The sequence below is a fragment of the Arthrobacter sp. NicSoilB11 genome, assembly GCF_019977375.1.
GTDB lineage: Bacteria > Actinomycetota > Actinomycetes > Actinomycetales > Micrococcaceae > Arthrobacter.
Genome location: NZ_AP024657.1, coordinates 2,066,510 through 2,080,079, shown reverse-complemented (window position 1 = coordinate 2,080,079; position 13,570 = coordinate 2,066,510). Strand labels below are relative to the sequence as shown.

Here is a 13,570-nt window from a genome sequence, read left to right as displayed (position 1 = left end):
TTTCGCAGGGTACACAAAAATGGTGTAAGTCTCTCCGGCCTGCCTGTGCACTTGGTGCTGATGCGGCGGCCCGCTACGCCCGGCAGGGCAACTGTGCCCTGCGTGTTGACGATCGTAGCGCTTGGGATACTCCCCTACGTGCCATTAACTGTACCCCAGGGGGCTGACCGGCGCGCCCCGGGACGCGGGCGCACGTCGCTGGATAACGTTTTCCCCCAAACCGTTGACGGCCGCCGGCGCGCTTGCAATAATCACGTCCAGGCGAGAAAGCGGTTTCTCGCTTCGACCCGGCGTCCCGGCGTCATTCCCAGAAAATCAAGGTTGGTCAATGAAGACTCCTCATCGCACTGGCGTGGTGGCCAAGGCCCTTGCCACCGCCGCCGCGCTGGCCATGCTGGCCAGCGGCTGTTCGTCCTCCCCCGCTTCATCGTCGGGCGACGGCGGAAACGTCACCATCCGCTTCACCTGGTGGGGCAACGACCTGCGGAACAAGCAGACGCAGCAGGTGATCGATGCATTCCAGGCTTCGCATCCCAACATCACCGTCAAGGCTGAGCCCGGGGTGTGGAGCAGTTACTGGGACAAGCTGGCCACCACCACGGCCGCCAACGATTCACCGGACGTGATCCAGATGGACCAGGCGTACATCGCCGAGTACGGCGGCCGGGGCGCGCTGCTGGACCTGTCCAAGCAGGGCAACGTCGACACGTCCAAGATTGACCAGGACGCCCTGAAGTCCGGCCAGGTGAGCGGCAAGCAGTACGGCCTGAGCACCGGGCAGAACGCCAAGGCCGTGATGATCAACACCAAGATGTTCCAGGACTACGGGGTTCCCATCCCGGATGACAAAACCTGGACCTGGGACGACTACGCCCGGACCGCCGCCCAGATCGCGGCGGCTGCGGGCAAGGCCGGCCAGACCAACTACGGCAGCTCCTACTCCCTGACCGACTCCGACCTGAACACCTGGGCCATGCAGCACGGCGAGTCGCTGTACTCGGCGGATGGCGGCCTCGGCTTTGACGAGGGCACGGCAGCGTCCTTCTTCCAGAACGTGTTGAACCTGCGTAACAAGGGAGCCGCCCCACCGGCCAACATTGCCACCGAGGACATCAGCGCCCCCGTGGAACAAACCCTGTTCGCCACCGGCAAGACGGCCATGTCGTGGTGGTGGACCAACCAGGTGAATGCGCTCCAGTCCGCACTGAAGACCGAGGTGAAGATCCTGCGGGCACCCAGCTCCACCGGCAGCGCCAAGGACAACGGCATGTCCTACAAGCCGTCCATGTTCTGGTCAGTTTCCTCGCGCAGCAAGCACCCCAAGGAAGCCGCAGAAGTGGTCAACTACATGCTCAACAACCTGGATGCGGCCAAGACCATCCTGACTGAACGCGGCTTCCCCACCAACTCCGAGGTCCAGACGGCGATCGACCCGCTGCTGACCCCTGCGGACAAGGCCGCTGCCGCGTTCCTGAAGGACATCAAGCCGGACCTGAAGAGCGGTCCGCCGGTACCTCCCACCGGTTCCTCCGGCGTGCAGGCGCTTATCCAGCGGTACAGCACTGATGTCCTGTTCGACCGGAAATCCCCTTCAGATGCAGCGAAGGGTCTGATGCAGGAAGCAAAGGGAATGATCGACTCCGCCAGGAAGTAAGGCAACAGCACCACAGCAGAGAAAGCGCGACGGCGGGCACCCGGGGTGGGTGCCCGCCGTTTCCGGTCATGGCTGCGGCTGCCTGGAAAAGCAGCGCCTAGGCGTGGCCGGCCGCCTGCATCTGCCGCAGCTCCTTCTTCAGGTCGCTGACTTCGTCGCGGATGCGGGCCGCCACCTCGAACTGCAGTTCAGCCGCAGCGCCGTGCATCTGTTCCGTCAGCTGCTCGATCAGGCCCACCAGGTCCTCGGCCGGTGCAGCGGCCAGCCCGTCCGCACGCACCTGCGCTGCGCCCTTGGCGCCCGACTTGCTGCGCTTGGCACCCTTGGCCAGCCGGTTGTTGTTGAGCAGTTCCTGGGTGTCGGCGTCCTCGCGGGCCAGCTGGTCCGTGATGTCCGCGATCTTCTTGCGCAGCGGCTGCGGGTCAACGCCGTGTTCCTTGTTGTAGGCCACCTGGATGGCGCGCCGCCGGTTGGTTTCGTCGATGGCGTTGGCCATGGAGTCAGTGATCCGGTCCGCGTACATGTGCACCTGGCCCGACACGTTGCGGGCGGCACGGCCTATGGTCTGGATGAGCGACGTTGAGGAGCGCAGGAAGCCTTCCTTGTCTGCGTCCAGGATACTTACCAGGGAGACCTCCGGCAGGTCCAGTCCTTCACGGAGCAGGTTGATGCCCACCAGGACGTCGAAGCTGCCGAGGCGCAGCTCCCGCAGGAGTTCAACGCGCCGCAGCGTGTCAACGTCGGAGTGGAGGTACTCCACCCTGATGCCGTGCCCCAGGAGGTAGTCCGTCAGGTCTTCGGCCATGCGCTTGGTAAGCGTAGTGACCAGGACCCGCTCATCCTTCTCCACCCGGGTGCGGATCTCGCCCAGCAGGTCATCGATCTGGCCCTTGGTTGGTTTGACGATCACTTCGGGGTCGATCAGCCCGGTGGGGCGGATGATCTGCTGGACGAAGCCGTCGGCCTTGCCAAGTTCGTACTTGCCGGGGGTGGCGGAAAGGTAGACGGTCTGGCCGATCCGTTCCAGGAACTCATCCCACTTGAGGGGCCGGTTGTCCATGGCGGAGGGCAGCCGGAAGCCGTGGTCCACCAGGGTCCGCTTCCGGGACATGTCGCCTTCGTACATGGCACCGATCTGCGGGATGGTCACGTGGGATTCATCCACCACCAGCAGGAAGTCGTCCGGGAAGTAGTCCAGCAGGCAGTGCGGCGCAGATCCGCCGGGGCGGCCGTCGATGTGCCGCGAGTAGTTCTCGATGCCGTTGCAGAAGCCCATCTGCTGCATCATTTCGAGGTCGTAGGTGGTCCGCATGCGGAGGCGCTGCGCCTCCACCAGCTTGTTCTGGCCCTCCAGGACCGCCAGCCGCTCCGCGAGCTCGGCCTCGATGGTCTTGATGGCGCGGCTCATCCGCTCCGGCCCGGCCACGTAGTGCGACGCGGGGAAGACGTACATCTCCGTCTCCTCCCGGATGACATCGCCCGTCACCGGATGGAGGGTGTAGATGTTTTCCACTTCATCCCCGAAGAACTCGATCCGCAGCGCCAGTTCCTCGTACATGGGGATGATCTCGACGGTGTCGCCCCGTACCCGGAACGTGCCGCGGTGGAAGTCCATGTCGTTCCGGGCATACTGCATGGACACGAACTTGCGCAGCAGGGCATCCCGGTTCATCTCCTGGCCCCTGCGCAGCGTGACCATCCCTGCGATGTATTCCTCCGGCGTTCCCAGGCCATAGATGCAGGACACGGTGGCCACCACGATGACGTCACGGCGGGTCAGGAGGGCATTGGTGGCGGAGTGGCGCAGCCGTTCGACTTCCTCATTGATGGAGGAGTCCTTTTCGATGAACGTGTCCGTCTGCGGGACGTAGGCTTCGGGCTGGTAGTAGTCGTAATAGGAAACGAAGTATTCCACCGCGTTATTGGGCAGGAGTTCGCGGAACTCGTTGGCCAGCTGGGCGGCGAGGGTCTTGTTCTGCACCATTACCAGGGTGGGGCGCTGCACCTGTTCGATGAGCCAGGCAGTGGTGGCGCTCTTACCGGTACCCGTGGCACCGAGCAGCACCACGTCCTTCTCGCCGTTGTTGATCCGCTCCGTCAGCTCCGCGATGGCCGCCGGCTGGTCGCCCGCGGGCTTGAATTCGCTGATGACCTCAAAGGGCGCTACAACACGGTTGATCTCCTGCGCAAGGCTCATGGATCTAATCTACAACCGGGCACCGACACTGGGCGGTCCCGTCCGTTACAGGCGAACAGCCGCCCGTCCAAGGACCTGCCTCAGGACGCGTACGACGGCGGCACCCACCCTGTTGCCTCGGCCCAGGCGGACATGCGCGGCCAGGCAACGTCGGTGAACCAGGGCTCCTTGGCGTCCGCGTAGGCCCTGGTGGTGGCGGAGTCCGCGAAGCGTCCTGCCAGGTCCGCCTTGTGCGCTTCGTAAAGCCGGACCGCGGAGGGGTCAGTCCGCAGCCAGTCGCGGAACATCAGCGCGTAACGCCACCCGGCCGAGCCGGCGGCCCGGACATGGACGTTCACGGCACGGCACGGGTCCGCGTTGGCGTGGAACCGCTTCTGCCATTCGGCATGATCAGGGGCGTTGGGCTTCGGGGTGTCCGATTCGGCTCCCCGTACTGCCGGGAAGCCGGCAGCCGCCAGGAGCGGTGCGATCCTGTCCGCGGTTTCCAGGTCGGGCACCGCCACTTGCAGGTCGATGACGTCCTTGGCGGCCAGGCCGGGAATGGAGGTGGAGCCGATGTGGTCCACGGCCAGGATGAGGCCGGACGCAGCCGCTTCCAGCCGGGCCGCGATCCGGGCCGCCTGCCGTGCCCATTCCTTCCGGTGCGGTTCCAGCACCGGTCCCCCCTTCCGCGGTGCGCGGGTCCCGGCCGCCAGGTTGCGTGCAAACGGCACCAGCCGCCGGTCCCAGAGCCTGTCTACCTGCTCAAGCAGGTGCTGGATGGTGCCGGAGTTGTCCAGGACGACGTCGGCAGCGGCCAGCCGTGCCTCCCGGGTGGCCTGGGCGGCCATCCGCGCGCGCGCCGCTTCGGCGGTCATGCCGCGCTGCTCCTGCATGCGTTGCATCCGCACCTCGTCCGGGGCGTCCACCACCAGCACCAGGTGGAAGGCGGCCCCCTGCCCCGTCTCCACCAGAAGGGGGATGTCCTGGACCACAATGGCGTCTTCCGGCGCCGCTGCCGTGATGGCGGCGGCGCGGGCGCGTACCAGGGGGTGGACGATGGCGTTCAGCGCAGCCAGGCGCTCCTGGTTGCCGAACACCGCCCCGCCGAGCCGTGCGCGGTCCAGCCGCCCGGCGCCGTCGAGCATGTCCGCGCCGAACTCCCCCACAATCCGCTCGAGGCCCTCGGTGCCGGGCTCAACCACCTCCCGTGCCAGCGCATCTGCGTCCACCAGCACGGCGCCACGTTCCTTCAGCCGCGCGGCCACCACCGATTTCCCTGAAGCGATCCCGCCCGTCAGCCCGATTTTCAGCACCCCGCCAGCCTACTAGTCCCCGGCCGCAGGTCCGCCGCCTGGAAGCAGGGAGGTGAGGCCGCCGGCGGGTGGGCCTAGACTGGGGCGGATGCAAGAGCAAGACAGCCGGTCAGGCACCTACACCACGCTGGCGGCCGGCCGGGACTTCCGGCACGAACTCGAGATCAAGCGCTCCCGGTTCATCACGGTCCTGCGGAGGGCCGGCACGGAGGCTGCGGCCCGTGACCTGGTGGCGGACCTCCGCCGGGAATTCCACGACGCGCGCCACCATTGCTCGGCGTTTGTCCTTGGGCCGGACCGCACCATCCAGCGCTCCAGCGACGACGGCGAACCTGCCGGGACTGCAGGCATCCCCATGCTCGAAGCCCTGCTGAAGAGGGAGACCGCACCCGGGGTGACCGACCTCAGTGACACCAGTGCCGTCGTCGTGCGTTATTTCGGCGGCGTCCTGCTCGGCGCCGGTGGGCTGGTCCGGGCCTACTCCGAGTCGGTTTCGGCAGCCCTGGACCTGGCGCCCCTGGTCCGCCGCAGCAGGCTGCGGATCTGTTCCACGGCGGTACCGCACGCCGCCGCAGGGCGGCTGGAGAACGACCTGCGTGCCACCGGCGCCGTCATGGCGGAGACCAGCTACCAGGACCGGCACACGGTGCTGCGGATTGCCGTGCCGGACCACGCAGCCGCCATAGCTGCCGCAACTGACCGCGTCCTGCAGCTGACGGCAGGGTCTGCCACGCTCACGCCCGGTGGAACGGAATGGGTGGATGAAGCCATCACCTGAAGTGACCCTGGTGGACGTCGATGAAGCCGTAGCAGACCAGCTGCTCCAGCTGGCCAAGCGCGACGCCTCCCCGGATGAAGTGGCTCCCCCACTGGGCGGCCCCGGCTGGAACCTGGAGCGCACCGCCTGGTTCTACAGCTACCATCACGCTGCGGCCGCCGGGTTGGGAGGCCCCGTAGCGGAAAAGTCCTGGGCCGTCTTCAGCGGCAGCCGGATTGCCGGCTCCGTGCGCCTCAAACGGAACGCTGGTGCCGACGTGCCTTCCGCGGAAACCGGGATCTGGCTTGGCCGGAGCTTCCGTTCGCGCGGGATCGGCACCGCCGCCCTGGACCTGGTCCTGGCGGAGGCCCGCCGGGCCGGCCTGAGGCGCGTCACCGCGCGTACCCTGGCTGGGAACCACCGCGCCCAGCGGCTGCTCGCGGCAGCCGGGGCGGCACTGACCTCTGACGGCGAAGGGACGGTCCTCGCCGTCGTCGACCTGTAGGCCCGGCTGACCGCAACGCCCCATGCGTTGTCTGGCAGCTGCCAGCCAGCTGTCGCGTTAAAGCACAACGGGCCCCCGCTTTCGCGGGGGCCCGTTGTGTCAGCCCGGAATCCGGGCCGGCGGCAATTAGTTGCCGGTCAGCTTCTCGCGCAGGGCAGCAAGTGCCTCGTCCGAAGCCAGGGTGCCGGCACCGGTGTCGGTGGCAGCAGGCTCGGAGGAGTAGCTGGTGGCGCCGGAATCGCCGTCACCGGACGTTGCGGCAGCAGCGTCGTCGGCAGCGTGCTGGGCAACCTGCTTCTTGTGGGCTTCCCAACGGGCCTGGGCGTCAGCGTACTGCTGCTCCCAAGCGGCGCGCTGGGTCTCGTAGCCTTCGAGCCATTCGTTGGACTCGGGGTCGAAGCCCTCGGGGTACTTGTAGTTGCCCTCTTCGTCGTACTCTGCGGCCATGCCGTACAGAGCCGGATCGAATTCGGTGCTGTCGGCGTCGACGCCCTCGTTGGCCTGCTTGAGGGAGAGCGAGATGCGGCGGCGTTCCAGGTCGATGTCGATGACCTTGACGAACAGTTCGTCGCCAACGGAGACAACCTGCTCGGCCAGCTCCACGTGGCGCACGGCCAGCTCGGAGATGTGGACCAGGCCTTCGATGCCGTCTTCGACGCGGACGAACGCACCGAACGGAACCAGCTTGGTGACCTTACCCGGGACAACCTGGCCCAGGGCGTGGGTGCGGGCGAAGGTCTGCCACGGGTCTTCCTGCGTAGCCTTGAGCGACAGGGAGACGCGCTCGCGGTCCAGGTCGACCTCGAGGACCTCGACGGTGACTTCCTGGCCAACCTCGACAACCTCGGACGGGTGGTCGATGTGCTTCCAGGACAGCTCGGAAACGTGGACCAGGCCGTCTACGCCGCCCAGGTCCACGAAGGCACCGAAGTTGACGATGGAGGAAACAACGCCGGGACGGACCTGGCCCTTTTCCAGCTTGTTGAGGAAGGTGGAGCGGACCTCGGACTGGGTCTGCTCCAGCCATGCACGGCGGGACAGGACCACGTTGTTGCGGTTCTTGTCCAGCTCGATGATCTTGGCTTCGATCTGCTGGCCGATGTACGGAGCCAGGTCGCGCACGCGGCGCATCTCGACGAGGGATGCGGGCAGGAAGCCGCGCAGGCCGATGTCGAGGATAAGACCACCCTTGACAACCTCGATGACGGTACCGGTGACGACACCGTCTTCTTCCTTGACCTTCTCGATGTCGCCCCAGGCACGCTCGTACTGAGCGCGCTTCTTGGAGAGGATCAGGCGGCCTTCTTTGTCTTCCTTGGTGAGCACCAGGGCTTCGACCTGATCGCCAACGGAGACGACGTCTCCGGGGTCAACGTCGTGCTTGATGGAAAGCTCGCGGGAGGGGATGACACCTTCGGTCTTGTAACCGATGTCGAGCAGAACTTCGTCGCGGTCGACCTTGACGACGGTACCTTCGACGAGGTCTCCGTCGTTGAAGTACTTGATGGTCGCGTCGACTGCTGCGAGGAAGTCCTCAGCGGTACCGATGTCGTTAATGGCGACTACGGGGGTACCGGGCTTCTCGGTGGAGGTGATGGTCATGTAGTAGGGGCTCCGTTGTGGATAGTTAGTCGGTCAGGCAAACCGGCGCGCCCGCGTTATGGAACGCAGGCGCGATTCGCGGTGAATCCGACGGATCCTCCGGGTCATCCTGATTTTGTGGATTGCTTTCAATGCGCCCCGCGAGGGGACGCAAGTGCGTGCACGTGGTACACGCCCGTTTATTCTAGTCGCTGCCCGCAATTCGGGTCAAAGCGGGCAGGCGCAGTACGCCGGTGGCGCGTTCACCCAGGACCGGACCCCATGCAGTCAACCGACCTCAGAAGTGGGTGAGGCAGTGCGTCGCCCGTTCGACGGCGAACATCTGCATGGCCGTCAACGCCGAACCTGCCGTGTGCTCCCGGATTTTGCCGGCTGCCGCCAGCGTAACCGGACTGACCCCGCCGACGTAGATGGACGACAGGGCGGACACATCGAGGGTCAGGTCCGCCTCCGCGGTTTCCGGCAGGCGCTCGACGGCGGCCTGGCCGCCGTCGGACGAAAGGGCGTAGGTTCCAGCCGTGAGGCCGAGCGGGTCCAGGACTTTCAGCGCCAGGCGGCCTGCTGTTGGGTACTGCCGCCCGGAGAGTGCCTTGGGGACATCGAGGATGCGCAGCCAGAGCATGTCCCGGCTGTCCGAGGAGTCGATGCAGCGGGGATCGTCCAGGGCCCAGGCCAGGGGGTCGTCCAACGGGGCTTCCGTCCAGGACACGCGGTCCACCAGATCGATGGCACCAAGGAACTGCCAGAGTTCCAGGTAGGCATCGTTGCTGCCGGCCAGCAGGTCCACTACTTCCACGGTGTAGGGCTCGGTGTCCCAGCCGAGGAACTTGTAGGAAACGTAGCCGTCAATGTCGCCGCCCGGGCCGTAGTGGAGCGCCACCTTGATGGCGGGGTCCTCCTTGCCGTCGCGGCCGAGCGCGCCCGACGCAAGCAGCCGATACCAGTCCTGCCGGCCTACGGACCCCGGAGTCAGCCGGTGCACCTGGTCGAAGACTTCAGGAGCCAGCTGCAGCAGGGCCTTGGGGTCGGCGACCTCCACGGTGCCGGTGGCCTGGTGCCGCAGGCTGAACCGCGCAGTGGTGTCCACCTTGGCAGTGCGTTCAAAGCTGGCCACGCCGTAGCCGAACCGGCCATAGATGGTTCCCTCTGATGCGGTCAGCGCCGCCACCGCCACCCCGTCGTCCTTCGCGAGCTGCAGGTCCTCGCTCATCATCCGCCGCAGCAGCCCCCGCCGCCGGTGCGAGGTGCGGACGGTAACGGCGGTGACCAGGTGGGCTTCCACCAGGCGCCCGAAGCCTACGTTGAGGGTATTGCGCATGGTGCCGAAGGTGGCCACCGGCACGTCCGCGGGCAGCGACGAGGGCGCTACCGGGCCCGTTTGGTAGGCGCCGGTGAGGACGCGCCGGTCTGCCTCATACGTTTCGAGCGTCTTCGCGACGTGTTCCGGGGTGCGGGTGGATTCGTGGAAGCCGAAGGATACGGCGCGGCTCCAGGTTTCCGCCTGGGCGTAACCGTCTTTGCCCCTGGATACAGCACCAAAGCGCCGGATTTCGTAGTTTCCACTCAGATCAGCCACGCACCTGAGCCTAGCCAAGACCTCCGGCGCCTGGCCAGCATCAACACACGTTAGTGCCCGGCGTCGTACCAGCTGGGTCCGACACCGATCTGGACTTCCAGGGGCACGCTCAGGTCCGCGGCTGCCGCCATCTGCTCGGTCACCAGTTTCTCCACGGCGGCCCGCTCCCCGGCAGCGACTTCCAGGACCAGTTCGTCATGGACCTGGAGCAGCATCCGCGATTTCAGGCCCTGCGCCTGCAGTTCGGCATGGACACCCAGCATGGCGCGCTTGATGATGTCCGCCGCCGAACCCTGGATGGGGCTGTTGAGCGCGATGCGCTCGGCGTTCTCGCGCAGCTGGCGATCGGTGCTGGTCAGGTCCGGCAGGTAGCGGCGGCGCCCCTCAATGGTGGCGGTGTAGCCGTCAACCCGGGCCTGGTCCACCACTCCCCGGAGGTAGTCGCGGACGGCGCCGAAGCGGTCGAAGTAATCCTTCATCAGGGTCCGTGCCTCATCAACGGAAATCTCCAGCTGCTTGGACAGGCCGAAGGACGTCAAACCATAGGCAAGCCCGTAGGACATGGCCTTCACCTTGGAGCGCATGGCGCTGGTGACCTGGTCCGTGGGGACGTGGAAGATGTTGGAGCCGACGAAGCGGTGCAGGTCCTCGCCGTCCCTGTAAGCCTGGATCAGGCCCGCATCTCCCGAAAGATGCGCCATGATGCGCATCTCGATCTGGGAGTAGTCGGCGGACAACAGGCATTCGTAGCCATCGCTGACCACGAAGATGCCACGGACGCGCCGGCCTTCCTCGCTGCGGATGGGGATGTTCTGCAGGTTGGGGTTGTTGGACGAGATCCGGCCGGTGGCGGCCACGTTCTGGGCGTAGGTGGTGTGGATCCGGCCGTCCTCCGCCACGGACTTCTTCAACGATTCGAGCATCTGGCGCAGCTTGGCCGCCTCGCGGTGCGCCATGAGCTGCACCAGGAACTCGTGCCCTGTCTTTTCCAGGAGGTTCTTCAGGGAAGCGGCGTCCGTGGTGTAGCCGGACTTGATCTTCTTGGTCTTGGGGAGCTGCAGTTCGTCGAACAGGACGGTCTGCAGCTGCTTGGGCGAGCCCAGGTTGACCTCGTGGCCGATGGCAGCGAAGGCCTGTTCCTGCGCCTGGTCGATCACCCGCGCGAGGTCGGCAAGCTGTTCATCCATCTTGTCCATGTCGATGGCGATGCCGGCGAGTTCCATGTCGGCGAGGACCCGGCTGACCGGCAGTTCCAGGGTGGACAGCAGTTCCTCCGCCTTGCGCTCCTTGAGCTCGTCCTCGAAGTAGCGGCTCAGGGCCAGCACGACGGCGCCGGCCTGGACCAGAGCGTCGGCGGCTGCGGTGTCGTCGCCGTCGAACGACAGTTCCAGCTGCCCGGCCTTGGCCGTGGCGGCGGGGATTCCCACGTTGAGGTGGTGCTGGGCGAGTTCGGCGAGTTCATAGGTGCGGCGGTCCGGCTGGATGAGGTAGCCCGAGATGGAGGTGTCGTCCACCACGCCCTCCAGCTCCAGGCCGCGGGCAGTGAGTGCCTTGAGCGCGGCCTTGAAGCCGTGCATCACCTTGGGTGCTTCGGGGTCGCGCAGCCATCCGGCCAGTACATTTTCGGTTTCGGCGTCCTGGCCGGCGAGGTCGACGTAGACGGCGGCGTCGCCGCGCACGATGGCCAGCGCGGCGGCGTCCTCGCCAATGCGGCCGGGCACGAGGTCCACAGCGAGGGCGGTCCGCTGGCCGGCGCCTGCGGCCAGGAAGGCGGCCAGTTCGCCGGCACCGGCAGGCGTGGTGTAGTGCGGTGTTTCGATGCTGTCGCGTTCGGCGGCGGGAGTGTCAGCGTCGCCGTAGAGGGCAAACAGCCGGCCGCGGATGGCCTTGAACTCCAGCTGGTCGAAGAGGTCCTCAATCGCGGCCTGGTCGGGGCGCGGCTGGTAGAGGTCGTCCAGGGTGACGGGGAGCTCAAGATCGGTGTGGAGCTGGTTCAGCCGGCGGTTGCGCTTCACGGCGTCGACGTTCTCCCGCAGGGCGTCGCCCACCTTGCCCCCGATGGAGTCAAGGTGCTCCAGGACGCCTTCCAGGCCGCCGTACAGGTTGATCCATTTCGCCGCGGTCTTGGGCCCGACGCCGGGCACGCCCGGCAGGTTGTCGGCCGTCTCCCCCACCAGGGCTGCAAGGTCCGAGTAGCGGGACGGGCTGACGAAGTATTTCGCTTCAATGGCCGCAGCGTCCATCCGCGGGATGTCGCTGACGCCCTTCCGCGGGTAGAGCACGAAGACGTTGTCCGTGATGAGCTGGAAGGCATCCCGGTCACCGGAGACCAGCAGGACTTCGAATCCGGCCTTTTCACCCATGGTGGCGAGCGTGGCCAGGATGTCGTCGGCCTCGTAGCCGGGCATTTTGATGGTCTTGATGCCCCACGCTTCCATGACCTGCGCGATGAGGTCGATCTGGCCGCTCATCTCGCGGGGGGTTTCGTTCCGGCCGCCCTTGTAGTCGCTGTACTCGGTCTTCCGGTGGGTGGATTCGTCCGAGACATCGAACGCCACCGCGATGTGGGTGGGCTGCTGCTCCTTGATGAGGTTGATCAGCATGGAGGTGAAGCCGTGGATGGCGTTGGTGTGCTGGCCGTTGGACGTGGAGAACTTGTCCGCGGGCAGGGCGAAGAAGGCGCGGAACGCCATGGAGTGGCCGTCAAGGACCAGCAGCCGGGGCTGGTCGGTGATGGGAATCACGGGCGCTTCCGTGGCTGAAACAGACCCACCGGCAGCGGGGGTGGCGGCCTTTGCAGCAGGCCTGGGCGTGGAGGACGAAAGCTGCGCGGCAGCCTCCTCAGCGATGGCCGAAGACGGGAAAGGGGCCGGTTTGGTTGTTTCACTCACAGGTGCCAGCCTAGTTGCCATGACAGACAATTTCACGCCGGGCGCTTTCGCGGAGGAGCTGGCGGCCGCCGGCATTCCCGACCACATGCACGGCTGGCTGGGCCGGTTTGGCGTTGGCGCCCTGGTGGTCAAAATGGGAATCCATTTCCTGGAGATGAGTCCGGAACGGACCGTTGCCACCATGCCGGTGGAGGGCAACACCCAGGTGGCAGGCATACTCCATGGCGGCGCGCACGTGGTGCTGGCCGAGACCCTGGGTTCGTTCTCCGCAGGGATGCACGCCGGTCCCGGCCGGCATGCCGTCGGCATCGAGGTCAGTGCCACGCATCACCGGTCCATTGCGAAGGGCATGGTGACGGGCACCTGTACGGCGATCCATTTGGGGCGCACGCTTGCCACCCATGAAATCGTCATGACCGATGCCCAGGGACGGCGCCTTTCAACGGCACGGATCACCAACATGCTCCGGGACGACGCCGGCTGAGGTACGTGCGTCAGGACCGCGGGCCCGTTCGCCCGGGCAGCAGATAGCGCAGCTCCACGATCCCCCTGCCCATGGTGCGGGACGCAGCCAGCTCAAGCGGCGGCGTCGGTCCTTTTACCGGGAGCAGCCGCTTCCCGCTGCCCAGGACCACCGGGATGACGGAAAGGATGATGTCGTCCAGCAGTCCGGCATCCGCGAACTGGGCCGCCAGGTTGCCGCCGCCCACTACCCAGATGTTCCTGTCCCCGGCCGCGCGCTCGAAGTCGGCCATGAACTCCAGGACATCCCCGCGGACGAACGTGATGTCTGCGCCCTCCGGGGCACGGTATTCGTGGTGCGTGAAGACGTAGCTGGGTGTGTCCGTGTACGGCCACCTGCCGGGCTCGTGCTCCATCAGCCAGGCGTAGGTTTCCCCGCCCATGACGATGCAGCCCACCCCGGACATGAACTCGCCGTAACTGTCGGCCCCGCCTTCGAAGCCGTCGAACTGCAGGAGCCAGTCCAGATCGTCGGTGGACGTGGCGATGAAGCCATCAAGGGACGCGGCCACAAAGTATTGGATGCGGGGCATGGCCCCAGCCTAGCCAAGCGGCCCAGTCCAGCCAATGG

10 protein-coding genes are annotated in these 13,570 nt (G+C 66.3%); 4 read left to right on the top strand and 6 right to left on the bottom strand.

The genetic code is table 11. From position 1 onward, the window contains the following. Positions 1–328 precede the first annotated feature (328 nt). On the top strand, positions 329–1,654 hold the full coding sequence (locus tag LDO14_RS09590) for an extracellular solute-binding protein (RefSeq protein ID WP_223995056.1): 1,326 nt from the start codon (positions 329–331) through the stop codon (positions 1,652–1,654). A gap of 97 nt (positions 1,655–1,751) precedes the next feature. Here the strand turns inward: LDO14_RS09590 and uvrB are convergent, their stop codons facing one another. Together uvrB and coaE are read right to left on the bottom strand one after the other, a co-directional pair. Next, positions 1,752–3,851 carry an excinuclease ABC subunit UvrB gene (uvrB, locus tag LDO14_RS09585; protein WP_018771997.1) on the bottom strand — a complete coding sequence of 700 codons (2,100 nt, stop codon included), beginning with the start codon at positions 3,849–3,851 and terminating at the stop codon, positions 1,752–1,754. Positions 3,852–3,931: 80 nt separating this feature from the next. After that, a complete protein-coding gene (gene coaE, locus LDO14_RS09580) occupies positions 3,932–5,146 on the bottom strand; it encodes a dephospho-CoA kinase (protein ID WP_223995054.1) in 1,215 nt (404 codons plus the stop codon). A gap of 88 nt (positions 5,147–5,234) precedes the next feature. Between coaE and LDO14_RS09575 the strand changes: the two genes are divergently transcribed. Further along, entirely contained in the window at positions 5,235–5,924 is a 690-nt protein-coding gene (locus tag LDO14_RS09575) for a YigZ family protein (protein WP_134165373.1), read from the top strand. Then, the gene (locus tag LDO14_RS09570) at positions 5,908–6,408 is read left to right on the top strand and encodes a GNAT family N-acetyltransferase (RefSeq protein ID WP_223995052.1); all 501 of its coding nucleotides are present in this window, start codon (positions 5,908–5,910) and stop codon (positions 6,406–6,408) included. The genes LDO14_RS09575 and LDO14_RS09570 overlap by 17 nt, the downstream gene beginning before the upstream one ends. 126 nt (positions 6,409–6,534) lie before the next feature. Here LDO14_RS09570 and rpsA read toward each other — a convergent pair whose 3' ends face one another. From rpsA to polA, 3 genes are all read right to left on the bottom strand, one after another. After that, the gene (gene rpsA, locus LDO14_RS09565; protein WP_018770974.1) at positions 6,535–8,010 is read right to left on the bottom strand and encodes a 30S ribosomal protein S1; all 1,476 of its coding nucleotides are present in this window, start codon (positions 8,008–8,010) and stop codon (positions 6,535–6,537) included. A gap of 277 nt (positions 8,011–8,287) precedes the next feature. Next, positions 8,288–9,586, bottom strand: coding sequence for a GNAT family N-acetyltransferase (locus tag LDO14_RS09560; RefSeq protein WP_223995050.1), 1,299 nt, complete (start codon positions 9,584–9,586; stop codon positions 8,288–8,290). 50 nt (positions 9,587–9,636) lie between these two features. Then, positions 9,637–12,279 carry a DNA polymerase I gene (gene polA, locus LDO14_RS09555; RefSeq protein ID WP_263422504.1) on the bottom strand — a complete coding sequence of 881 codons (2,643 nt, stop codon included), beginning with the start codon at positions 12,277–12,279 and terminating at the stop codon, positions 9,637–9,639. Between the two features lie 217 nt (positions 12,280–12,496). On the opposite strand from polA, the gene LDO14_RS09550 reads away from it, so the two are divergent. Continuing rightward, positions 12,497–12,961, top strand: coding sequence for a hotdog fold thioesterase (locus LDO14_RS09550; protein WP_026266023.1), 465 nt, complete (start codon positions 12,497–12,499; stop codon positions 12,959–12,961). 10 nt (positions 12,962–12,971) lie between these two features. On the opposite strand, the gene LDO14_RS09545 is transcribed toward LDO14_RS09550, so the two are convergent. After that, positions 12,972–13,532 carry a dihydrofolate reductase family protein gene (locus tag LDO14_RS09545; protein ID WP_134165375.1) on the bottom strand — a complete coding sequence of 187 codons (561 nt, stop codon included), beginning with the start codon at positions 13,530–13,532 and terminating at the stop codon, positions 12,972–12,974. Positions 13,533–13,570: the final 38 nt, after the last annotated feature.